20 protein-coding genes are annotated in these 23,158 nt (G+C 63.9%); 8 read left to right on the top strand and 12 right to left on the bottom strand.

The genetic code is table 11. The features are described 5' to 3' along the window. Positions 1–165 precede the first annotated feature (165 nt). Entirely contained in the window at positions 166–2,127 is a 1,962-nt protein-coding gene (gene malQ, locus AB7531_RS08845) for a 4-alpha-glucanotransferase (RefSeq protein WP_063981404.1), read from the top strand. Positions 2,128–2,157: 30 nt separating this feature from the next. After that, on the top strand, positions 2,158–3,960 hold the full coding sequence (locus AB7531_RS08850; protein ID WP_063981405.1) for a glycoside hydrolase family 15 protein: 1,803 nt from the start codon (positions 2,158–2,160) through the stop codon (positions 3,958–3,960). A gap of 55 nt (positions 3,961–4,015) precedes the next feature. Here AB7531_RS08850 and AB7531_RS08855 read toward each other — a convergent pair whose 3' ends face one another. Genes AB7531_RS08855 through AB7531_RS08880 form a run of 6 tightly spaced genes read right to left on the bottom strand, consistent with a single transcriptional unit; the run spans position 4,016 to position 11,532 of the window. Continuing rightward, entirely contained in the window at positions 4,016–4,828 is an 813-nt protein-coding gene (locus AB7531_RS08855; protein ID WP_063981406.1) for a Cof-type HAD-IIB family hydrolase, read from the bottom strand. A 25-nt stretch (positions 4,829–4,853) separates the two neighbouring features. Next, complete coding sequence (locus tag AB7531_RS08860; RefSeq protein WP_014492792.1) at positions 4,854–5,384, bottom strand: gluconokinase; 531 nt, start codon at positions 5,382–5,384, stop codon at positions 4,854–4,856. Continuing rightward, positions 5,371–6,120, bottom strand: a complete 750-nt coding sequence (pgl, locus tag AB7531_RS08865) for a 6-phosphogluconolactonase (protein WP_063981407.1) — start codon at positions 6,118–6,120, stop codon at positions 5,371–5,373. The genes AB7531_RS08860 and pgl overlap by 14 nt, the downstream gene beginning before the upstream one ends. Next, positions 6,120–7,631, bottom strand: coding sequence for a glucose-6-phosphate dehydrogenase (zwf, locus tag AB7531_RS08870; protein ID WP_063981408.1), 1,512 nt, complete (start codon positions 7,629–7,631; stop codon positions 6,120–6,122). Before zwf ends, pgl begins: the two co-directional genes overlap by 1 nt. A 40-nt stretch (positions 7,632–7,671) precedes the next feature. Beyond that, on the bottom strand, positions 7,672–8,670 hold the full coding sequence (gene gnd, locus AB7531_RS08875) for a phosphogluconate dehydrogenase (NAD(+)-dependent, decarboxylating) (RefSeq protein ID WP_028160653.1): 999 nt from the start codon (positions 8,668–8,670) through the stop codon (positions 7,672–7,674). 12 nt (positions 8,671–8,682) lie between these two features. Then, complete coding sequence (locus AB7531_RS08880) at positions 8,683–11,532, bottom strand: bifunctional transaldolase/phosoglucose isomerase (protein WP_063981409.1); 2,850 nt, start codon at positions 11,530–11,532, stop codon at positions 8,683–8,685. 302 nt (positions 11,533–11,834) lie between these two features. Between AB7531_RS08880 and AB7531_RS08885 the strand changes: the two genes are divergently transcribed. From AB7531_RS08885 to AB7531_RS08900, 4 genes are all read left to right on the top strand, one after another. Beyond that, entirely contained in the window at positions 11,835–12,509 is a 675-nt protein-coding gene (locus AB7531_RS08885) for an STM3941 family protein (protein ID WP_283017522.1), read from the top strand. Between the two features lie 299 nt (positions 12,510–12,808). Continuing rightward, positions 12,809–14,752 carry a PrkA family serine protein kinase gene (locus AB7531_RS08890; protein WP_063981411.1) on the top strand — a complete coding sequence of 648 codons (1,944 nt, stop codon included), beginning with the start codon at positions 12,809–12,811 and terminating at the stop codon, positions 14,750–14,752. A gap of 22 nt (positions 14,753–14,774) precedes the next feature. Further along, on the top strand, positions 14,775–16,058 hold the full coding sequence (locus AB7531_RS08895) for a YeaH/YhbH family protein (protein WP_063981412.1): 1,284 nt from the start codon (positions 14,775–14,777) through the stop codon (positions 16,056–16,058). Continuing rightward, positions 16,055–17,590, top strand: a complete 1,536-nt coding sequence (locus tag AB7531_RS08900; protein WP_028147051.1) for a SpoVR family protein — start codon at positions 16,055–16,057, stop codon at positions 17,588–17,590. The genes AB7531_RS08895 and AB7531_RS08900 overlap by 4 nt, the downstream gene beginning before the upstream one ends. Positions 17,591–17,821: 231 nt before the next feature. Here the strand turns inward: AB7531_RS08900 and AB7531_RS08905 are convergent, their stop codons facing one another. The 6 genes from AB7531_RS08905 to AB7531_RS08930 all read right to left on the bottom strand — a co-directional run bounded on the left by AB7531_RS08905 (position 17,822) and on the right by AB7531_RS08930 (position 20,476). Then, positions 17,822–18,262 carry a DUF1801 domain-containing protein gene (locus AB7531_RS08905; protein WP_063986127.1) on the bottom strand — a complete coding sequence of 147 codons (441 nt, stop codon included), beginning with the start codon at positions 18,260–18,262 and terminating at the stop codon, positions 17,822–17,824. Between the two features lie 2 nt (positions 18,263–18,264). Beyond that, a complete protein-coding gene (locus AB7531_RS08910) occupies positions 18,265–18,483 on the bottom strand; it encodes a hypothetical protein (protein ID WP_063981413.1) in 219 nt (72 codons plus the stop codon). Positions 18,484–18,527: 44 nt separating this feature from the next. Further along, a complete protein-coding gene (locus AB7531_RS08915; RefSeq protein ID WP_063981414.1) occupies positions 18,528–18,959 on the bottom strand; it encodes an SRPBCC family protein in 432 nt (143 codons plus the stop codon). Then, positions 18,956–19,279: an ArsR/SmtB family transcription factor gene (locus AB7531_RS08920; protein ID WP_028147048.1), complete on the bottom strand. Its 324-nt coding sequence runs from the start codon at positions 19,277–19,279 to the stop codon at positions 18,956–18,958. The genes AB7531_RS08915 and AB7531_RS08920 overlap by 4 nt, the downstream gene beginning before the upstream one ends. 87 nt (positions 19,280–19,366) lie before the next feature. Further along, complete coding sequence (locus tag AB7531_RS08925) at positions 19,367–19,816, bottom strand: DsrE family protein (protein WP_063981415.1); 450 nt, start codon at positions 19,814–19,816, stop codon at positions 19,367–19,369. A 39-nt stretch (positions 19,817–19,855) separates the two neighbouring features. Continuing rightward, positions 19,856–20,476, bottom strand: a complete 621-nt coding sequence (locus AB7531_RS08930; RefSeq protein ID WP_063986128.1) for a hypothetical protein — start codon at positions 20,474–20,476, stop codon at positions 19,856–19,858. 209 nt (positions 20,477–20,685) lie between these two features. Here AB7531_RS08930 and AB7531_RS08935 point away from each other — a divergent pair, with 209 nt between their 5' ends. Together AB7531_RS08935 and AB7531_RS08940 are read left to right on the top strand one after the other, a co-directional pair. Continuing rightward, positions 20,686–21,270 (top strand): STM3941 family protein, encoded by a 585-nt coding sequence (locus tag AB7531_RS08935; protein WP_063981416.1) that lies wholly within the window; start codon positions 20,686–20,688, stop codon positions 21,268–21,270. 262 nt (positions 21,271–21,532) lie between these two features. Further along, positions 21,533–23,149, top strand: coding sequence for an SUMF1/EgtB/PvdO family nonheme iron enzyme (locus AB7531_RS08940; RefSeq protein ID WP_063981417.1), 1,617 nt, complete (start codon positions 21,533–21,535; stop codon positions 23,147–23,149). Positions 23,150–23,158 lie beyond the last annotated feature (9 nt).

Here is a 23,158-nt window from a genome sequence, read left to right on the forward strand (position 1 = left end):
TGTCGGGAACCTACGCTTGATACCAATATAGAAAGCCGCTTGTGTGTCATTGGTTCCCTTGGGAACGGCAGGCACGGTCTGCGAGTTAGCCCTGACTAACCTCTTCCACGACCTCGTTAAATTCCCTGCCCCCGGCCGGATGACGGCCTGCAAGCTGCGTGCCGAATGGATCTTTTAGCTCAAGCCCGGATCAAGGGCGTTCAGTCCGAATTCGTCGATGCCCTCGGAAAGCTGCGGGTCACCGATCCCGTGGCCCTCAAATCCATCCTCGAGGCCCTGCCGGAGAAGCGGGTTTACCGCTTCGTCGGCGGGCCCGTGGTGGTGCGCGCCCTGGGACATCCGCGCACCGAATTGACGACAATCGGCGCGCCGCCGCTGCAATGGACATTGCGCGCAAACGGCAATGTGATCGCGCAAGGCGAGACCCACGAGCCCGTGATCGCCTGGCCCGCCGGCCTGCCGCTCGGTTATCATCGGTTGACGCTGACCGATGCCAAGGGTGTTGCGGAAGAGGTGCCGATGATCGTGGCGCCCGAACGCGCCTTCGGCGGCGATTTCGCCCGTGGCTGGCTGCTTGCCGTTCAGCTCTACAGCGTCCGCTCGGACCGCAATTGGGGCATTGGCGATTTCACCGACCTCGCCGATCTCGTCCGGCTCGCCAGGCAGCTCGGCGCCGATGGCGTCGGGCTCAATCCGCTGCATGTTCTGTTCGACAACCACCCCGCCGATTGCAGCCCCTATTCGCCGAACAGCCGGCTGTTTCTCAACCCGCTCTATATCGACGTCGAGGCGATCCCGGAGTTTGCCGCCGACCTCGTCCCCGACGCGGCGGCGACCGCCGCGCGGCTGCGCGAAGGCGACCGTGTGCCCTATGCGGACATGGCGGCGCTGAAATGGCTCGGCCTGCGCGCCGCCTACAACAGTTTCGTGACGAGCGCGAGCGAGGCGCGCCGCAATGAATTCGACGCCTTCCGCGCGGACCGCGCGCCGCTGTTGTCCCGCTTTGCCTGCTTCGAGGTGCTGCGGCATCGCTTCTCCGGGCCTTGGTGGGAGTGGCCGCAAGAGTGGCAGCAGCCGGATGAAGCCAAATGCGCCGAGCTCCGCAACGGTCCCGACAAGCGCGAGGTCGAGTTCGTCGAATTCGTGCAATGGACGGCCGATAGCCAATTGCAGTCCGCCAAGGAATTGGCCGGCCAGCTCGGCATGCGCGTCGGGCTCTATCTCGACGTCGCCGTCGGCGTGCAGTCCAACGGCTTCGACGCCTGGAACGAGCAGATGGCGATTTCGCGCCATCTCGCCGTCGGCGCGCCGCCCGACGTGCTCAACACCGTCGGACAGGATTGGGGCCTTGCCGGCTTCAATGCCGGTGGTCTGGAGGCGCAATCCTTCGTGCCGTTCGCCGACATGCTGGCCGCCTCGATGCGCCATGCCGGCGCGATCCGGCTCGATCACGTGCTGGGCTTGAAACGGCTGTATCTGGTGCCGCGCGGCTTCAAGCCGGACAACGGCGCCTACGTGCAGATGCCGTTCGAGGCGCTGCTCGGCGCCGTGGTGCGCGAGAGCGCGGCGCACAAATGCATCGTGATCGGCGAGGACCTCGGCACCGTGCCGGAAGGTTTCCGCGAGACCATGCAGGATTTCGGCATCTGGTCCTACCTGGTCATGATGTTCGAGCGCGACGATGCCGGCCGCTTCCGCAATGCCGACCATTACCGGCCCAACGCGCTGGTCACGCTGAACACGCATGATCTGTGCACCTATGCCGGCTGGCGCTCCTTCAGCGATCTCAAGATGAAGCGCTCGCTCGGGCTCGACCCTGGCGAGAACGACCAGGCGCGCTGGGATGCGCTCGGCAGGCTCGACGAGATCCTGCGCCAGAACGGCATCAACGCCAACGATCTCTATTCGGTGCTCGCCTTCCTGTCGCGGACGCCGTCGCGTCTGCTGGCGGTGTCGCTGGAGGATCTGCTCGGCGTAATTGACCAGCCCAACATTCCCGGTACGATCGATGAGCATCCGAACTGGCGCCAGCGCCTGCCGGTGGCGCTCGACAAGATCGCCGCCAAGGTCGATGTTACGGCCTTGAAGGCGGCGACGCGGGAACGCTCGTTGACCGGCGGGAGTTGAAACGGCGGATTTTCCGGGGCTCGTGACACATTGGCTCAGAGGATCGAGGACTATGCGCTGATCGGCGATTGCGAGACCGCAGCGCTGGTCGGGCGCGACGGCTCGATCGACTGGCTGTGCTGGCCGGCCTTCGATTCAGATGCCTGCTTTGCCGCGATCCTCGGTACGCACAAGAACGGCCGCTGGCTGATCGCGCCAAGCGAGGACACGACCTCCATCTCGCGCCGCTATCTCGGCAACACCCTCATCCTCGAAACGCGCTTCGAGACCAGGAGCGGCACCGTTGCGCTGATCGACTTCATGCCGCCGCGCGGCAAGGCCTCCGACATCGTGCGGCTGGTCCGCGGCCTCACGGGCACGGTGAAGATGCGGATGGAGCTTGTCATCCGCTTCGGCTTCGGCGTCGACATTCCCTGGGTGCGACGCATCGACCATTCGCTGCTGGCGATCGCCGGCCAGGACATGACGGTGCTGCGCACCCCGGTGGAGACCCGCGGCGAGGATCTCACCACGGTCTCCGACTTCGACGTGAAGGCGGGTGAGACCGTGCCGTTCGTGCTGACCTACGGCCCCTCGCATCTCGATCCGCCCGCGCCGATCGATCCGGAGATCGCCTTCCAGGAGACCGAGAAATTCTGGAACGAATGGTGCAGCCGCTGCACCCGCGACGGCGAATATCACGATCTGATCGTACGCTCGCTGATCACGCTGAAGGCGCTGACCTTCGCCCCCACCGGCGGCATCGTCGCGGCGCCCACCACCTCGTTGCCGGAAAAGCTCGGCGGCGCCAGGAACTGGGATTACCGCTTCTGCTGGCTGCGCGATGCGACCTTCACGCTGCTGGCGCTGATGAACTCGGGTTACACCGAGGAAGCGTTGGCCTGGCACAATTGGCTGCTGCGCGCGGCGGCAGGCTCGCCGGCGGACATGCAGATCATGTACGGCATCTGGGGCCAGCGGCGTCTGCTGGAATGGGAAGCGGGCTGGCTCGACGGTTATGAGGGCGCCCAACCGGTGCGCGTCGGCAACGCCGCGCATGCGCAGCTCCAGCTCGACGTCTACGGCGAACTGATCGACGCCTTCCACCAGTCGCGCATGGCGAAGCTGAAGCTCGACGACGAGACGACCTGGGCGCTGGAATGCGCCGTGCTCAACCATCTCGCCGAGGTCTGGGACCGTCCCGATAACGGCATCTGGGAGCTGCGTGGACAGCCCAGGCACTACGTGTTCTCCAAGGTCATGACCTGGGTCGCCTTCGACCGCGGCATCAAGAGCGCCGAGACCTTTGGCTTCAAGGCGCCGCTGCTGCATTGGCGTGCCCTGCGCGAAGCCATTCATCGCGATGTCTGCAACAAGGGATTTGACGCGGAGGAGAATGCCTTCGTCGACTTCTATGGTTCAAAACTGCTCGATGCCAGCGTGCTACTGCTGCCGGCCGTCGGCTTTCTGCCGCCATCGGACCCGCGCATTGGGGGCACCATCGCCGCCGTCGAGAAACACATGATGCGCGACGGTTTTGTGCTGCGCCACGATCCCCGCGAAGTGTCCGAGGAGACGCAGCCGATCGAGGGCGCGTTCCTGGCGTGCAGCCTGTGGCTGGCCGATGCGCATGTGCTGGCCGGCGATCTCGACAAGGCTCAAGTGTTGCTCGATCGCGTGGTCGGCATCGCGAACGACGTCGGCCTCTTGGCCGAAGAATATGATTCAGGCGCCCAACGCCAGACCGGCAATTTCCCGCAGGCCTTGACCCACATCGCGCTGATCAACACCGCGCACAATCTCTCGGCCGCGAGGCAGGAGAGCGAGAAGCCGGCGGTTCAGCGGTCGAAGTAAGGGGGAGGGAGCGCACCTCCGTCGCGGCGCCAGTCGAGTCTCATCTCATCAGATCTCAGCCCACCCCGTTCCGCTTCAAGATCACCTCCATCGCCTCCGCAAAGCCGTCCTGTTCGTTGGTTGCGGTGACGTGGGTGGCCTGGTCCTTGACGCTGTCGGTGGCATTGCCCATGGCGATCGAGGTGCCGCTGACGCGGAACATCGCAAGGTCGTTCTGCATGTCGCCGATGGTGGCGACCGCGTCGGTGGAAATACCAAGGCGCTTGGCCATGGCCTGCACGAAGGTGCCCTTGTCGAAGCCGGGCGGGGTGATGTCGAGATAATAGGTCTGCGAGCGCACCGCGGTGGCCGCGCTGCCCAGCGCCTCCTGCATCGCCTTCTCGCAACGCTCGAGGCCGGCGGCATCGGCGCTGGCGCCGACGATCTTGCAGGCGTTCGCAAGGTACGGCGAGAAATCCGTCACGATGGTGGGATCGGAGCGGATCGTGTGCTGCTCGTGCGCGACGTATTTACCATCAGGGTTGTCGATCAGCCATTTGTCGGTGGTGAAGAGCCAGATGTCGGCGCCGAACTCCCGGAGGATCTGCAACGATCGTTCGGCGGCGTTCGCCGGGATCAGGTGCTGCTCGACCGGATGCATCTCGGGATCGACGATCGAGGAGCCGTTGAACGGACCGATCGGCAGCCAGAGCGCCAGCGGCTCGACCAGGAACCGCATGCCGATCGCTGGGCGGCTGGAGGTGATGGTGAAGCCGATGCCGGCCTTGTGCAGTCGCTGGACCGCGGACTGCGCGCGCTCCGTCAGCGTCTTGTCCTTGGTCAGCAGCGTGCCGTCGACGTCGGAGACGACCAGTGAGATTTTCGTCATGGCAGGACCTCAGGGTTTGTCGGCCTCAGCGTTTCGCCCCGCTCAGCTTTAATTGCCGGACCACGCCGTCAACGATCGCCTCGACGGATTCATCGATCGAGACGGTGACGACGTGCTCGCCAGCCTCGGGCGGCTCCAGCGTCGTGAATTGGCTCGTCAGCAGTTCGGGCGGCATGAAATGGCCCTTGCGTTGCGCGAGGCGGGCGGCGATCAGCTCCCTAGTGCCCCTCAGGAAGACGAAGCGGACGTCGTCGCGTCCGCGCAGAAGCACGTCGCGATAGGTGTGCTTCAGCGCCGAGCAGGCGATGATCACGTGCTCGCCTTTATCGCAAACCCGCGCAATCTCGTCGGCGATGGCGTTGAGCCAGGGCCAGCGGTCCTCGTCGGTGAGGGGGTGGCCGGCTCGCATCTTCTCGACATTGCTGGCTGGGTGAAAGCTGTCGCCGTCCTCGAAACGCCAGCCGAGCCGCTGCCCGAGCGCCTCCGCAACCGTACTCTTGCCTGAACCCGACACGCCCATCACGATCAACGCACAAGGTGCTTCAACGCCCGCCACGAATTCCCTCCGGAAGCGCGGCCTGGTCGACCAGCCAGACGGTCTCACCATTCGAGCGCGCGCGTACAGCCGGCAGAGTCTCGCCATTGAGCAGGCGCGTCAAGATCGGCTGCTTGTCGTGCCCGGCAATCTCGAACAGCATTTCGCGGCAGGAGGCCAAGGCGGGCAGGGTCAGCGACACCCGCGGCACGAACGGCGCGACATTGGCCTTGGGGACGCCGACCACCCAGCGTGTGGTCTCCTCGATCGCGGGGTAGCCGGGGAAGAGCGAGGCGGTGTGGCCGTCCGGGCCCGCGCCCATCAGGACCATGTCGAACAGCGGCCGTGCCGGATCGAGGTTTTCGGCGCCGTAGAAGGACTGAAGCTCGCGCGCATAGGCCTCGGCACCCGCTTCGGGGCTTTCAGCCGTGGTGGGGATCGGGTGAATATGCCCGGACGGCGCATTGCGGTCGAGAAAGGTCGCGCGCGCGACTGCCATGTTGTTGAGGGGATCGCTCGAAGGCACGAAACGCTCGTCACCGATGAACCAGTGCACGCGGTCCCACGGGATCTTGCCGCGATACGCCTCGCTGCCGAGCAATTGATAGAGCTTCTTCGGGCTGGAGCCGCCGGTGAGGCAGATCGCAATCCGCCCGGGATTGGCTGATATCCGCGCCATCACCCGTTCGGCTGCGGCCTGCGCCAGCGCCTCGGCATCGGCCTCGACGATCAGCTTCGGCTGGTCGGCCGCTGCCATCACGTAAACTTCCGCCAGCTTCGCCCGTCGCGCCGGAGCAGCTCATCGGCGCAGGCGGGGCCGTCGCTGCCGGCGGGATAGGTCTCGATGCCGTTGGTGCCTTCACTTTTCCAGGCGTCCAGGAACGGCTGCACCGCCTGCCATCCGGCCTCGATGCCGTCTGCGCGCTGGAACAGGATGTTGTCGCCGATCATGCAGTCGTAGATCAGAGTCTCGTAGCCGGTCGAGGGATCGGCGCGGAAATAGTCGCCGTACTTGAACTTCATCTCGACGCCGTCGATGGTGATGCTCGGCCCCGGGATCTTGGCGTTGAACTGCAGCTCGATGGTTTCGGTCGGCGCGATGCCGATGGTGAGGAAGTTCTGCGACAGGCGGTCGACATCCGTGCCTGAGAACATCGACAGCGGCGCCTGCTTGAACTTGATCGCCACTTCCGTGCGTTTGTGGCCGAGCGCCTTGCCGGTGCGCAGATAGAACGGCACGCCGGCCCAGCGCCAATTGTCGATCATCAGCTTCAGCGCGACGAAGGTCTCGGTGGTGCTGCCGGGCTTGACGTCCTCGGTCTTGCGATAGTCCGTGATCTCGTCGTCGCCGATGCGGCCGGCGAGATATTGCGCGCGCACCGAATTCTTCAGCGCCTCTTCCCGGGTCGGCTCCTGGATCGACGTCAGCACGTCGGCCTTTTCGGAGCGCACGGAATGCGCATCGAACCGCGCCGGCGGCTCCATCGCGACCAGCGACATCAGCTGGAACAGATGGTTCGGCACCATGTCGCGCAGTGCGCCGGTGGCATCGTAGAAGCCGCCGCGATGGCCGACGCCGAGCTTCTCCTCCACGGTGATCTGGATGTGGTCGATATGGTTGCGATTCCAGATCGGCTCGAACATGCCGTTGGCAAAGCGCAGCACCAGGATGTTCTGCACCGTCTCCTTGCCGAGATAATGATCGATCCGGTAGATCTGGTGCTCGTCCATGATCTTCAAGAGATCGGCATTCAGCGCCTTGGCTGACGCGAGATCGGTGCCGAACGGCTTTTCGATTACGAGCCGACGCCAGGCGCCGTTCTCCTTCATCATGCCGGTGCGGCCGAGCTCGCGCGCAGTCGGCGCGAACGCGGCAGGCGGCGTTGCCAGATAGAACAGTCGGTTGCCGCCGGTGTCCTGCGCGCATTCCAGCGAATCCAGATGCGCGCGCAAGCGGTCGAAGGAGGGGGGATCCTTCGGATCGGCCTCGACGAAGGTCACGCATTCCAGCAGTTTCCGGGCAATGTCGTCGTCCACGGGACGGGTTGCGAACTGGCGCAGGCCCTTCAACAGGCTGTCGCGCAGCTCGTCATCCGACTGGCGGTTGCGGGCCACGCCGACGACGCAGAACTTCTCCGGCAACAGGTGCTCGGCGGCCAGATTGTAGAGCGACGGCATCACCAGCCGATGGGTAAGGTCACCGGTCGCGCCAAAGATGACGAAGGCGCAATTTTCGGGCTTGGGCTTGGCCTGCGGGTCTTTTGTCACGAATGATCGGCCTTCGCTCTGTTACTTGTTACTTCGGCTCTTATTTGGGTTTCGAAGCGCCCGGCTGCTTCGGCTCCTTGTGGCCGCCGAAACCCGCGCGCATCGCGGAGAGAATTTTTTCGGCGAAGGTGTGTTCCTTGCGGGAACGGAAACGTGTGTAGAGGGCCGCGGTCAAAACTTCGGCCGGTACGGCCTCGTCGATCGCCGCATTCACGGTCCAGCGCCCTTCGCCGGAATCCTCGACGAAGCCGGAATATTCCGCAAGTGCAGGGCTGTCGGCGAGCGCCGTCGAGGTAAGGTCGAGCAGCCAGGATGGGATCACGCTGCCGCGCCGCCACACCTCGGCGATGTCGGCAAGGTCGAAATCGTAGCGATGATCCGCCGGCAACGCCTCGATGTTGGCATTCTTGAGGATGTCGAAACCTTCGGCATAGGCCTGCATCAGGCCGTATTCGATGCCGTTGTGGATCATCTTGACGAAATGGCCGGCGCCCACGGGGCCTGCATGGATGTAGCCCTGCTCGATGCGGGGATCGCGCCCCTCACGTCCCTCCGTGCGCGGAATGTCGCCGGCGCCGGGCGCAAGCGCGGCGAAGATCGGATCGAGCCGGTCGACCACCTGCTTCTCGCCGCCGATCATCATGCAATAGCCGCGGTCGAGCCCCCAGACGCCGCCTGAGGTGCCGACGTCGACATAATGGATGCCGCGCTCCTTCAGCGCCTTGCCGCGGCGGACGTCGTCCTGCCAGAACGTGTTGCCGCCGTCGATGATGACGTCGCCGGCCTGCATCACGGCCGCGATCGTGTCGATCGTCGTCTCGGTGATGTGGCCGGCCGGCAGCATCACCCAGGCCGCGCGCGGCCGCTCCAGTTTGGCGACGAACTCCTCCAGCGTCGCCGAGCCCTGTGCGCCGTCTGCGGCGAGACCCGCGACGGCCTTGGCGTCCTTGTCGTAGACCACGGTCGTATGACCGTGGCGCATCAGGCGGCGAACGATGTTGCCGCCCATCCGGCCGAGGCCGATCATGCCGAGTTGCATCGAGAGATTCCCTTAGTTCAGCGCATCGTTAAGCGCCGCGTTGAGCGCCGCGAGACCTTTCTTGAGCCCGCCCTTGAGGTGGACCCGGAGCGCGCGCCGGCCGCGCTCGGTGAGCACGTCGAAGTCGCCGCGCGCCTGCGCGGCCTTGATCACGCCGAAGCTCGCCTTCTGGCCCGGCACCGACAAGTCCTTGGCATCGTCGGCCGTGATCTGGAGAAACACGCCGCTGTCGGGCCCGCCCTTGTAGGCCTGCCCGGTCGAATGCAGGAAGCGCGGCCCGAACTCGGCGCAGGTCGCGACGTGACGCTTCTCGCGCACTTCGAGACGCATCGTCTGGAGTGCGTCGATCGTCGCCTTGTCGCGCGCGATGTAGCCGAGCAGGGCGACATAGTCGCCACGGCCCGAGCGGGAGAGATGCGCCTTCAGCCACGAGGTGAGGTCGCCGTTGGCGCCAGCGGCGCGCAGCGCCGTGGCGTTGGCCTCGTCGGTGTAGAGATCGGCCTCGTCGGTGCTGACCACCGGCTGTTCGGCCGGCAATGCACCGGTCTTCTCGAACGACGCGGTGAGCTCGCGGGTCTTGATCTTGGCCGCTTCCACGTCCGGCTGGTCGAACGGGTTGATGCCGAGGATGCTGCCAGCGACCGCCGTCGCCATCTCGAAGCGGAAGAACTCCTGACCGAGATGGTCGATCGACTTCATCACGATGCGCACGACGGGATGGCCGGCGGCTTCGACCGCGGCGAGCTTGGAGTCATGCGCGGCGTCCGCTTCGCCTTCGGTGCGAATGTCGATGAAGAAGCGGTCGTTGCCGTAGAGCGCGGGCTCGCCGAGTGGTTCGCCGGCGATCGGGATCAGGCCCTTGCCTTCCTTGCCGGTCGATTCCGCGATCAGCTGTTCGGCCCAGGCGCCGAAATCGGCGATCTTCTTCGACGACAGGATCGTCACCTTGTCGCGCCCTTCGAGGCCGGCGAGGCCCATGGCAAGGCCGAGCTGGACGCCCGGGTTCTCACCTGGCGGCACGTCGGGTCCGCAGGAGCGGGCCATGGAAAGCGCGTGCTTGATCAGCGTATTGACGTCGATGCCCGCGGTCGCCGCCGGCACCAGGCCGAACGGCGAGAGCACCGAATAGCGGCCGCCGATCGAGGGTTCCCCATGGAAGATGCGGGCGTAGTTGAGGCTCTTCGCCGCCTTCTCCAGCGACGAGCCGGGATCGGTCACCGCGATGAAGCGATGGCCGGTCTTCACTTTCGGCCCGACCGCCTGTGCGACGCGTTCGTGGAAATAATCCTTCATCGCGTTCGGCTCGGTGGTCCCGCCGGATTTGCTGGACACGATGAACACGGTGTTGGCGATGTCGATCCTGGCCTCCATTGCCCGGACCTGTGCCGGATCGGTGGAATCCAGCACGTGCAATTTCGGGAAGCCGGACTTCCGCGCAAAAGTCTCGGCCAACACCTCGGGGCCAAGGCTCGATCCACCCATGCCGAGCACGACGGCATCGGAGAACTTTTGGCCCTTCACGCGGCTCGCATAGTCCTCGTAGTCGGCGACGTCGGCCTTCGCCGCGCTGTCGAGCCAGCCGAGCCATTTGTCCTCGTCGGTGCCGGTCCAGACCGATTTGTCGCGCTGCCACAACCTGCGGATCTTTGCCGAGGCGCGCCATTCCTCGGTGGTCTTGGCCACCGCCTTGCCGAGGCCGTCGCCGAGCGAGAGAAGCTGGTGGTCGATCGCAGGCCCGAGCACGGTTGCCCGCTTGTGGGCGACGGCGCCATAGAGCTTGTCGGCGGCATCGGCGAACTGCTTGACGCCGTCCTTGACGAGCTCCTCGGTGATCGCCTCGAGCGAGACGCCGGAGCGTTCCAGTTCTTCCAGCACGCGGCGGGCGTCGTCGACGTTCTCTTCCAGGCTGTCGCGCGGCTTGCCGTGGTCGCGGAACGCGTCGAGCGTCGCCGGCGGCACGGTATTGATGGTGTCGGGGCCGATCAGCTCCTCGACATAGAGGACGTCGCTGTAGTCCTTGTTCTTGGTGCCGGTGGAGGCCCACAGCATCCGCTGCGGCTTGGCGCCCTTGGCGGCGAGCTTGTCCCAGCGCGGGCCGGAAAACAGGCGCTTGTAATCCTGGTAGGCGACCTTGGCGTTGGCGATCGCGACCTTGCCCTTCAGCGCGGCGAGCCGCTCCTTCTCGGATGGATCGTTGGCGCGGGCGATCTTCTCGTCGAGCTGCTTGTCGACGACCGAGTCGATGCGGCTGACGAAGAAGCTCGCGACGCTCGCCACGTGCGACGGGTCGCCGCCGCCGGCGACGTATTTTTCCAGACCGGCGAGATAGGCCTCGGCAACCTGGAGGTAGACGTCCCTGGCGAACAACAGCGTGATGTTGATGCTGATGCCGTCGCCGATCAGCGTCTCGATCGCCGGCAGGCCCTCCGGCGTCGCCGGCACCTTCACCATCAGGTTCTTGCGGTCGACATCCTTCCAGAGCCGCCGCGCCTCGGCGACCGTGCCGGCGGTGTCCATCGCCAGATAGGGCGAAACTTCCAGGCTGACATAGCCGTCGCCGGCCCTCAGGCGGTCATAGACCGGGCGGAGCACGTCCGCGGCGTTCTGGATGTCCTCGATCGCGACGGCCTCGAACAGGTCGGCCACGGTCCGGTCGCCGCGCTTCAGCGCCTTGCCGATCGGGGCGTCATACTCGTCCGAACTGCCGATCGCCTTCTCGAAGATCGACGGGTTGGAGGTGACGCCCTTGACACCGTCGGTGTCGATCAGCCGCTTCAGGTCGCCCTTGGCGATGAAGCCACGGGCCAGGAAGTCCAGCCAGACGGCTTGTCCGTGCTTTTCCAGTTCTTTGACGGGATTCATGATGTTTATTTATCTCCAAGCCTGCGGGCGAGGGGTTTCCGCGCCGGTCCTGACGCGCTATCCTCTAGCCTACATGCTCCCGGGAGGGAACCAATCAAGGGGATAGGCGTCTACCCTCCAGTGTAACTCCGTCGCGATCATGGCGATCCAGGCGGAAGTAGCTGTGTTGCGTAAAAAGTCGTCGGCCGGAACAATGGCCAAGGGCTCGTTACCAACGTAGCCGCTTCGTCTCGTCAGCCCAGTCTGCGTGGAGTGTCATCAGCGGATTACGGTCCGCCTGATAGATCGTCGCTCGGCCGCGAATGGCCATGCTGGGGAAGAGCATGCACGCACATCATGACCGCCTGACGCTCGCTGTTGCCGACAGCCCGCAATCGGTCGCGCCGGCCGCATGCATCGATGCGACCCACGATCTCGAAATCAGCCCATGTACGACCCAACTGCGGCTGCTGGTCGCGGCGGGCTTCGCATTGACCCTGTTCAGCGCGACCCTTGCCTTCGACTGGTGGGACGGTCTGGGCGACTACGATACGACGGTCGGCTATGCCGGCGTCGTGCTGTTCGGCCTGGTGACCGGCCGGCTGATCTGGCTGCTGCCCGCCGAGCGGGGACCGGTGGTGATCGTCACCCCCTATGGCATCCGCGACCTCCGCATCGGCAATGAATTTCTGCTGTGGGACTCGATTGCGGAGGTTTCGACTGAGGAAGGCCGCGGCCACAAGGCGATCGTGCTGACGCTGACGCCGGCCTTGCAGCGGCAGCTCTGCACCATCAGCACCTTGGCGCCCCGCGCGCAGAATGAACGGCAGAATGAACGGCAGAATGAACGGATTGTCATCCCCTCCGAGGGGTTGGCGACCGATTTTGATACACTGCTGCGCGCTTGCCGCGATTGTCATGCTGCGAGCGTTGCGCGCACCGCATTGCAGCAGGAAGATGAACGCGGCACGCAAGGCTTCGCCGTACAAGCGTCATAAGATTGCCGCTCGCAGATCGCTCCATGTTGCAGTGCCGGATGGGCTCATCCCCGGTAATGCCCGGATGTTGCGACCAAGTGACATTTTCTGGAAATGAGCGAAGATAGATACAGATTCGCACAAATTACAGGCATGTGCCTGTTCGTAACTCAACGAGTGCCTACGTTGTGCGTTGCGTCGTGTCGGCACCCGGGTGTCCAATGATCGTCATGTGCTCACGCTGATTCGAAATGGCCTGAGGAACGGTCCGGTAACTGCTTTCGTTTCAGCTTGTGGCGGAACTCACGCGGAGAGGGATCATGTATAACGATTCTCTATTCAACGCTTTCGCTAAGTCGTTCGAGGCGAGAAGCCAACACGACATGTCGATGGCGGAATATCTGGAATCGTGTCGAAGCGATCCCATGAAATACGCGAACGCGGCCGAGCGACTGCTAGCAGCCATCGGTGAGCCCCAGACGATTGACACGGCCAAGGACCCACGCCTTGGCCGTATTTTTTTGAACCGCACCATCCGGACCTATCCGGCCTTCGCCGGCTTCTACGGCATGGAAGAAACCATCGAGCGCATCGTCGGTTTCTTCCGCCACGCGGCGCAGGGGCTCGAAGAGCGCAAGCAGATCCTCTATCTGCTCGGCCCGGTCGGCGGCGGCAAATCCTCGCTCGCCGAGCGGCTCAAGTCGCTGATGGAAGTGCAGCCGATCTACGTGCTCAAAGCCGGCGATGAATTGAGCCCGGTGTTTGAAAGCCCGCTCAGCCTGTTCGATCCCGATCATCTCGGACCGATGCTGGAAGAGAAGTACGGCATTCCGCGCCGTCGCCTCACCGGCCTGATGAGCCCGTGGTGCTACAAGCGGCTGGAAGCCTTCGGCGGTGACATTTCTCAGTTCAGAGTCGCAAAAATCCAGCCGTCGCGGCTGCGCCAGATCGCGGTCTCCAAGACCGAGCCTGGTGACGAGAACAACCAGGACATCTCCTCGCTGGTCGGCAAGGTCGATATCCGCAAGCTCGAGACCTACGCGCAGAACGATCCCGACGCCTACAGCTATTCGGGCGGCCTCAACCGCGCCAACCAGGGCATCCTTGAATTCGTCGAGATGTTCAAGGCGCCGATCAAGATGCTGCACCCGCTGCTCACCGCAACGCAGGAGGGCAACTACATCGGCACCGAGAATATCGGCGCGATCCCGTTCACCGGCGTGATCCTCGCGCACTCGAACGAAGCCGAGTGGTCGAGCTTCAAGGCCAACAAGAACAACGAGGCCTTCATCGACCGCATCTGCGTGATCAAGGTGCCGTACTGCCTCCGGGCCACCGAAGAGCAGAAGATCTACGAAAAGCTGATCCAGGGCTCGGAGCTGGCGGCCGCGCCGTGCGCACCGTCGACCCTGGAGACGTTGGCGCGGTTCTCGGTGATGTCGCGCCTGCGCAAGCACGAGAATTCCACGTTGTTCGGCAAGATGCGGGTCTATGACGGCGAGAGCCTGAAGGAATCCGATCCGAAGGCACGGAGCGTCCAGGAATATCGCGATGCCGCCGGCGTCGACGAGGGCATGGACGGCGTCTCCACCCGCTTCGCCTTCAAGATCCTGGCTGCGACCTTCAACCACGATCCGCAGGAAGTCGCCGCCGACGCCGTGCATCTGATGTACGCGCTGGAGCAGTCGATCCGCCGCGAGCAGCTCCCTGAGGAAGTCGAGAAGCGCTACCTCGAATTCATCAAGGCGGACCTGGCGCCGCGCTACGCCGAGTTCATCGGCAACGAGATCCAGAAAGCCTATCTCGAATCCTACTCGGATTATGGCCAGAACCTGTTCGATCGCTACGTCGACTACGCCGACGCCTGGATCGAGGATCAGGACTTCAAGGATGCCGACACCGGCCAGCTGCTCGATCGCGAGCTTTTGAACCAGGAACTGACCAAAATCGAGAAGCCGGCGGGTATCGCCAACCCGAAGGACTTCCGCAACGAGGTGGTCAAATTCTCGTTACGGTCGCGGGCCCAGAACGGAGGCAAGAATCCGACCTGGATTTCCTACGAGAAGATTCGCGACGTGATCGAAAAGCGGATATTCTCGCAGGTCGAGGACCTGCTTCCGGTCATCTCCTTCGGGTCGAAGAAGGACGGCGAGACGGAGAAGAAGCACGGCGAGTTCGTCGCACGCATGGTGGAGCGCGGCTACACCGAGCGTCAGGTTCGCCGGCTCGTCGAATGGTACATGCGTGTGAAGCAGGCCGGTTGAGGCGGATGGAGCGGATGGAAAAGTGCCCATTCACATTATTGACAGGCGCCTGAATCCAGGCGGCAAGAGTCTTGAGAACCGGCAGCGGTTCTTGCGTCGGGCCAAATCCCTGGTGCAGGGCGCCGTCAAGAAGACCTCGCAGGAACGCGACATCAAGGACGTCCTGGAGGGTGGTGAGGTCACGATACCGCTCGACGGCATGCACGAGCCGCGTTTCCGCCGTGAAGGCGGAACGCGCGACATGGTTTTGCCCGGGAACAAGAAGTTCATCGAGGGCGATTACCTCCAGCGATCCGGCCAGGGCAGCGCCAAGGATTCCGGTCCCGGCGAAGGCGACAGCGAGGACGCGTTCCGCTTCGTCCTCTCCCGCGACGAGTTCGTGGATCTGTTCCTCGACGACCTCGAGCTGCCGGATCTTGCCAAGCGCAAGATCGCGCAGACCGAGAGCGAGGGCATCCAGCGCGCCGGCTACACCACGTCCGGCTCGCCCGCCAACATCTCGGTCAGCCGGACGGTGAAGCTCGCGCTGGCGCGGCGCATCGCGCTCAAGCGTCCCCGCAAGGAGGAGATCGAGGAGCTGGAAGCCGCGATCGCGGCATGCACCAACGAGGACGAGCGTGTGCTGCTGCTCGCCGAGCTCGAAAGGCTGAAGGCGAGAACCAAGCGCATTCCCTTCGTCGATCCGCTCGATATCCGCTACCGCCGCTACGAGAAGGTGCCGCGGCCGGTGGCGCAGGCGGTGATGTTCTGCCTGATGGACGTCTCCGGCTCGATGTCCGAGCACATGAAGGATCTCGCCAAGCGCTTCTACATGCTGCTCTACGTGTTCCTGAAGCGGCGCTACAAGCATGTCGAGATCGTCTTCATCCGCCACACCGACCGCGCCGAGGAGGTGGACGAGCAGACCTTCTTCTACGGTCCGGCCTCGGGCGGCACGCTGGTCTCGAGCGCGCTCCACGCCATGCACGAGATCGTGCGCGAGCGTTTCAATCCGGCGGACTGGAACATCTACGCCGCGCAAGCCTCCGACGGCGACAATTCCTATTCCGACGGCGAGCTCACGGGCATGCTGCTGACCGACAAGATCCTGCCGGTCTGCCAGTTCTTTGCCTATCTCGAGGTCGGGGAGTCCGGCGGCAGCGCCTTCGATCTCTCCGACTCCTCGCTCTGGACCCTCTACGACCGCCTGCGCAACAGCGGCGCACCGCTCTCGATGCGCAAGGTCAGCGAGCGCAGCGAGATCTTCCCGGTGTTCCACGATCTGTTCCAGCGCCGCGAAACTTCCCAGGAGAAAGCCGCTCCATGACGGAACGCTTGTTCGAAGGCGCCGATTGGGATTTCCACACCTTGCAGCGCATCACCGATGCCTGCGAGGAGGTGGCGACGAAGGATCTCGGGCTCGACGTCTATCCGAACCAGATCGAGGTCATCACCGCCGAGCAGATGCTGGATGCCTACTCGTCCGTCGGCATGCCGCTGTTCTACAAGCACTGGTCGTTCGGCAAGCACTTCGCGTTCCACGAGGCCTCGTACCGCAAGGGCCTGATGGGGCTTGCCTATGAGATCGTGATCAACTCCTCGCCCTGCATCTCCTATCTGATGGAGGAGAACACGGCGACGATGCAGACGCTGGTGATCGCCCACGCCGCCTTCGGCCACAACCACTTCTTCAAGAACAACTATCTGTTCAAGCAGTGGACCGACGCCGACGGCATTCTGGACTATCTCGACTTTGCCAAGAACTACGTGATGACCTGCGAGGAGCGCTACGGCCGCGTCGAGGTCGAGCGCACCCTGGATGCCGCGCATGCGCTGATGTCGCACGGCATCGACCGCTATCCCGGCAAGAAGAAGCTGGATCTGCGCGCCGAGGAGAAGCGGGCAGGGCGCCGCCGTCAGCACGAGGAGGAAGTCTTCAACGACCTCTGGCGCACCGTGCCGAAGGGGGCGTCGAAGACCCGCTCGGCGCTCAGCATCGAACGCCGCCGCAAGCTGCTCGGCCTGCCGCAGGAAAACCTGCTCTACTTCCTGGAGAAGAGCGCGCCGCGGCTGGCGCCCTGGCAGCGCGAGCTTTTGCGCATCGTCCGCCACATCGCGCAATATTTCTATCCGCAGAGCCAGACCAAGGTGATGAACGAGGGGACCGCGACCTACGTCCACTATCGCATCATGACCAAGCTGCATCAGCAAGGCCGCATCTCCGACGGCAACTTCCTCGAATTCCTGCAGTCGCACACCAACGTGGTGTTCCAGCCCGAATTCGACGATCCGCGCTTCTCCGGCTTCAATCCCTATGCGCTCGGCTTTGCCGTGATGCAGGACATCGAGCGCATCGTCACCAGGCCGGAAGACGAGGATCGCGAGTGGTTCCCCGACATTGCCGGCAAGAACGACGTGATGGGCGTGCTGCGCGACGTCTGGGCCAACTACCGCGATGAAAGCTTCATCGCGCAGTTCCTGAGCCCGAAGCTGATGCGGCACTTCCGCATGTTCCACCTGCACGACGATCCCGAGGAGCGTGCCGGCATCCGGGTCGATGCCATCCACGACGATCGCGGCTTCCGCCGGGTGCGGCGCGAGCTGGCACGGCAGCATGATGTCGGCTTCATCGACGCCAATATCGAAGTGGTCGACGTCGATCTCTCCGGCGACCGCCGGCTGATCCTGCATCACCACGTCATCAAGGGCTCGCAGCTCAACGAGACCGACGCCAAGCGCGTGCTCCAGCACCTCGCCGATCTCTGGACTTACGACGTCTCACTGATCGAGGTCGATGCCAACGACAAGGTCCTGCGCGAATATGTCGTAAGCCCGCGCCCGATCCCGGCGGCGGCCTGACGCGGCTGGCAAGCTGCTGGAACATCGACGTGGCGGTAGCTCGCCCGCGGCCAATCCTTCGAGACGCCCGCCTCTGGCGGGCCCTCAGGATGAGGACGGAGTGTGCGGGAGCTATGTCGACAGACAGCGCTTCTGCTTAGCCTCATCCTGAGGAGACCGCGGAGCGGTCGTCTCGAAGGACGAGGCGCTTGCTCTGGCCGTCACCAGGAATTTGCATCGACTTGACGTGGTCTAAGCCGATCGCTTCTTCGCCGGCTTCTTCTTGGACCCATTCAGCTCCACCGCCGCGCGGATCAGCGCTTTCAACGCCTTCTCGTTGATCTTTTCGCCTTCGCGAATGTCGATCGCGCGGCGCACGTTTCCGTCGAGGCTGGAATTGAACAGGCCGGCCGGGTCGTCCAGCGCCGCGCCCTTGGCAAAAGTCAGCTTCACGACGGCCTTGTAGGTCTCGCCGGTGCAGATGATGCCGTCGTGCTCCCACACGGGAACGCCGCGCCATTTCCATTCCTCGACGACGTCAGGATCGGCCTGCTTGATCAGGCTGCGGATTCGCCCCAGCATCTCGCCGCGCCAGTCGCCGAGCTCCTTGATCCTGCCGTCGATCATCCTGGAGGGCGAAGCGCCGTCCGTCTTGGTCGCGCTGCTTGTCTTCGCGGTCACAGCCCTCTTCATGATCACGCCTCTTGCCGCGCGCCGCCGCGGCGGCCGACATAGGGCAGCGCGAACATGTAGAGCCCGGTCGCGAGCAATGGAATCAGTGGGACGAATGCCAGCAGCCCGATCCACGTGGCCTGGATTTGCAGCGTCAGGGCAACAATGTTCGCGATCACGGCGAGCGTGAAAGCGATGGACAGCCAGCGATGGATCTGCCGAACCCACATATTCCCGGTCAATGAAACCTCCTCTTGAGATGATCGAATAAAGGCCGGCGACGGACCTAGTCAGCTCGCGCCAGCACCTCGTCCAGCTTGGCGAAAAACTGCTTCCAGCCGGCATGCGCGCCGCCATAGGCCTGCTTCTGGGTCGGGCTGAAGCCCGCCTGCTCGACGCGCAAATGCGTGCCCGCGTTCGTCGGCGTCAGCGTGAAGGTCACCACGCTTTTCAGATCGAACGCCGCGTTCTCATGCGAGAAATTCCAGGTATAGGCGAGCGCGCGCTGCGGCTCGATGGTGAGGACCTCGCAGTCCAGCACGCCGCCCCATTCGCCGCGAAGATTGAAGCGATGTCCCACGACCGGCTTGAAGTCGTTCTTCATCAGCCATTCCTCGATCAGATGCGGCTGCGTCAGCGCGCGCCAGATCCGCTCGGCCGGGAAGGAAAATTCGCGCTCGATCACCACGGAGCGCATCTCGGCGGCAGCTTCGGTCATTGGTCCATCCTCTTCAGGAGATCGTCGAGAGCATCGAGCCGGTTCTGCCAGAAGCCGGCCATCTGGCCGGTCCAGTCGATCAGCGGATTGAGCGCGCCGGGCTGCGCGCTGTAATGGGTCTGGCGTCCTGCATGGCGGTCGCGCACCAGCCCGGCCTGCTTCAGCGCGCCGAGATGTTTTGAGACCGCCGGCTGGGAAACGCCTGACGTCGCCGTCAGTGCCCCGACCGTCTGCTCGCCCTCCCGGCATAGCCGCTCGAAGATCGCCCTCCGGGTCGGATCGGCGAGCGTCCTGAACAGAAGATCGTGCGCGGCGGACATGTGAAATCCATAACCCATAAGTTATGGATTAACTCATAACCGTAGAGTTATGGATAAGTCAAGCCGGAGAATGGAAGACTTCGACGCCTAAGGCCGCAGGTAGAGATAACCCTGCGACTGGAGCTCGGCCAAACGGACCACGCCGCCCTTCTCCGCGCTGACGAAGCCCGGCAGCAAACCCGTCAGCGTGACGTTCTGCGCCTTCATAGTGTTGGCGCACGCCGCGAGCTCGACACCGTCCTTGGAGAAATCGCCGACGCGCTTGCCGACGTCGGGGTTGGCCTGTGCCCGGTGAAACGCCTTCAGCGCCGGCCCGTGAATCACCAGCGCGATGGTGACGTGTTGGGGACCGCCGACGCCGTCAACGTGGTTCTGGATGTTGCCGAGCACGAAATTGACCTTCTCGGCGTCGCTCAGGTGATAGACGACCTTGAGCTTGTTGCCCGCGCCGACTTCCGTCGCGGCCTTCGCGCTGGAGCCGCCAAGCGCCGCGCCCAGGGCCGAGACGGCGCTCCACAAGATGCTCCGGCGGTTCATGGCGATCTCCCTCGACTGGCCTGATTTCGCCGAGGCCTATCACTTGTGACGCAGCGCGGCGAGTTCCTTGCGGTCCGTCACCAGCGAGGCGCATTCGCGGTTGTCGGTGCGGTCGAGGCGGAAAATGCCGTCGTCGGCACCAGCGACCAGCGATTGCTCGGCTTCGTCGTCCGGCTTGTTGTTCTGCCAGACCCTGACCCGCGCCAGCCGTACGATCGCCGACTTGTCGTCCCTGGAGAGCGCAACGCCGATACCGCCGCCTTCGCAGTCGACACCGCAGCCGAGCCGGATCTCGGTGCCGTCCTTGGTGAAAACAGCGTGGTTACAGGAGCCACTGGAGTCGAAATCGCCGGAGCGATGGCGGTATCTGAAGCCGAGCCGGAAGGAGTTGTGGAGCTCCTTGTCCTCCTTGTCCAATTCCGCCGAGACCAGCAGCTTCATCGAGGCGACCTTCTGCTTCGGATGCCGCGCCAGATGTGCGGCATCGTAGCGGCGGACGAAGCAGGCATAGGCCTTGCTGCCGGGTGTCCCGGCATACATGCGCGTGTTGAAGGTTTCGGCCTCGGCCTTGGTCGCCTCGCGGATATCGTCGGCCTCCTCGGCGCGTGCGGCGCCGACGAAGGCGGCAAGGACAAGCGGAAGGAGCAGGGCAAGCCTCATGATCGCACCGGGCGCGCGAACCATTGACGGCCGCATCGGAGGGGGGTGAGAGCCGACTGGCGGTTAGTCGCAAGCCGGACGCCGCGCGTTCAAGTGCCGATGCCTTGCATTCCCGTGGGCAGCCTCGCGCAAGGTTCCAGTCCTAATAACTCGGGAGAAGGGGCGTTCGTAAACCCAGGGTTGCTGCAAAAGGCTGGTGGCGGTCGAACATGTCCGTAGGTCAGAACTTGCCCAACATTACGATCGGCTATTCCCGGGGACGGCTGCTGGTGTTTTTCGGCGCCGGTCTGCTGCTGTCGCTGCTCTGCGCTGCGCTCGCATTCATGTGGCAGCAAGGCAAGAACATCACCACGTTCGAGGTCGCCGCCTGCTATGTCGGTGCGGTGTTTTTCGGCCTCGCCACCTTCAGGATGCTCTGGAGGTTGATCTCGGCCAGGTCGCCGGTCGTCTTCATCAGCCGTGTCGGCATTCGCGACCTCAGGCTCGCCGACGAGACCATCGCTTGGAGCTCCGTGCGGAAGATACAGATCTGGGAGCAGCGCCTGCAGAAGTTCGTGGTGCTCAAGCTCGATCCCCTTGTCGCCGGGCGATTCTCCGGGGGCTTCCTGAGGCGTGCCTTGTCGCTGATGAACAAGACGCTTGGCGCTGACAGCGTGATCGTCAATGCGGGCGGCCTGACCATGGACGTCAAGACATTGCTCGAGACCTGCAAGCAATATTGGGGTGCCGGACGACCGGCCCCTTCGGACCACTCCGTGCCGGAGCCTGAACCGGAGCCCGAGGCTGTCAGCTGAAGCGGGCGAGGATTCGCCTGCATCGGGTAAGATGCCGCGCATCGCAGCGGCGGTCGAAGCAGGCATAGGCTGCGTTGCCGAGTGGTCGCGCGAGCCTTAGTCCGCCGTCGGTCCGAGAAGGTTCAATCCTTGCGGCGCTTCTGCCCGGGAACTCGGCGCCGCTGATTTCTGCGAGATTGTCGCGGATCATCAATGTGATAGTCTTCACAGACAGCTGAAATTCGATGTCGTAAGCTCACCCGCGTTTGTGGAGTTCCCCGCAATGGGCGAGATTCGTAACTTCAGATCCGGAAATCATGACGAGCCGCCTCCACACGGCTCGATGCCGCGTCGTCTCGCCGCAATCATCGTCGGTGACATCGCTTCCTACAGCCGCTTGATGCAGGCCGACGAGGAAGGCACGCATGTTCGCGTTAAGCGGATCGAGCGGGATCTCATCGAGCCCAGCATCGTCGAACACCATGGAACGTTGGTGAAGACGACGGGAGACGGCTTCATCGCGATCTTCGACAGTCCCGTCGAGGCCGTTCGCTGCAGCATCGTCATCCAGCAGAATCTCGTCGGGCGCAACGCTTCGCTTCCGAAGGACTCCCGGATCGAATATCGGATTGGCGTCAATCTCGGTGATGTGATCGTAGAGCCGGACGATGTCTACGGCGACGGCGTCAACATCGCCACGCGCATCGAGGGTATCGCCGAGCCCGGTCAGGTCTATATCTCGGGCGCGATCTACGAGCAGATCAAGCACAAGGTGGTATGCGGCTATGAGTCGCTCGGCGACCGCAAGGTCAAGAACATCACCGATCCGGTGCGCGTCTATCGCGTGCTGCCGGACGCAGATGCGGTTGGGAGGACGCGAGGCCGGCGCGAGAATACCCTGATCTTCCTTCTGGGCGTCACGCTCCTCGTGATCGCTTCCGGTGTGTTGTGGTATCTGCTGGCGCAGCCGTCGGGCAGGGTGAGGGAGCAGGCCGCCGCGCCGACTGCTGCTCCGGTCGCATCGCCGAGCCCGCAACCTGCACCGCGAGAAGCCGCGACACAAACGCCGCAGCCGTCTCCTTCATTGGCGGCATCGTCTCCATCGCCCGCTCCGGCGCCAAGTGCTTCAGCGTCAAGTGCTCCGGCGCCAAGTGCTTCCGCGCCAAGTGCTTCGACGTCAAGTGCTTCGACGTCGAGTCCAGCACCAAGCCCATCGGCCACGTCGCTCCGCGAACCCGAGATGATCGCCATTCGCGGCGGCAGTTTCGCGATGGGAAGCAATGACGATCCGACCGAACGTCCCGTCCACCAGGTCACGGTCAAGCCGTTCTCGATCGGAAAGTATCCGGTGACCGTGCGGGAATGGAACGAATGCGCGGCTGCAAAGGCGTGCGGCTTCACCGCCATCGGCAAGGACGATGCGCCGATCACCAATGTGAGTTGGACCGACGCGCAGCAATATGCGGCCTGGCTCGCGCGGACCACGAAGAAGTCGTATCGGCTTCCGAGCGAAGCCGAATGGGAATACGCCGCGCGCGGCGGGACGCAGACGAAATATTGGTGGGGCGACAAGCTCCAGCCGGGCATGGCGGGATGCAAGGATTGCGGTGACCTCGCGGCCGAGCAGCCGGCGAAGGTCGGCAGCTTCAAGCCGAATCCGTTCGGCCTCCACGACATGGGTGGCGGTGTCGATCAGTGGGTCGAGGACTGCTGGCGCAGGACCTATCAGGGCGCACCCGGTGACGGCTCGGCATGGACCGGCGGGGACTGCTCGTCGCATGTCCTGCGCTCGGGTTCATGGAAGAACGATTCGAGATATGTGAGGCCGTCCAACCGCGATGGCTACGATACCAATGTTCGTTATCCGACGCATGGATTCCGCGTTGCGCTAAGTCCTTAAGTGGTGGAG

The organism is Bradyrhizobium sp. 63_E2_N1_3, assembly GCF_052076005.1.
GTDB classification, from domain to species: domain Bacteria; phylum Pseudomonadota; class Alphaproteobacteria; order Rhizobiales; family Xanthobacteraceae; genus Bradyrhizobium; species Bradyrhizobium barranii.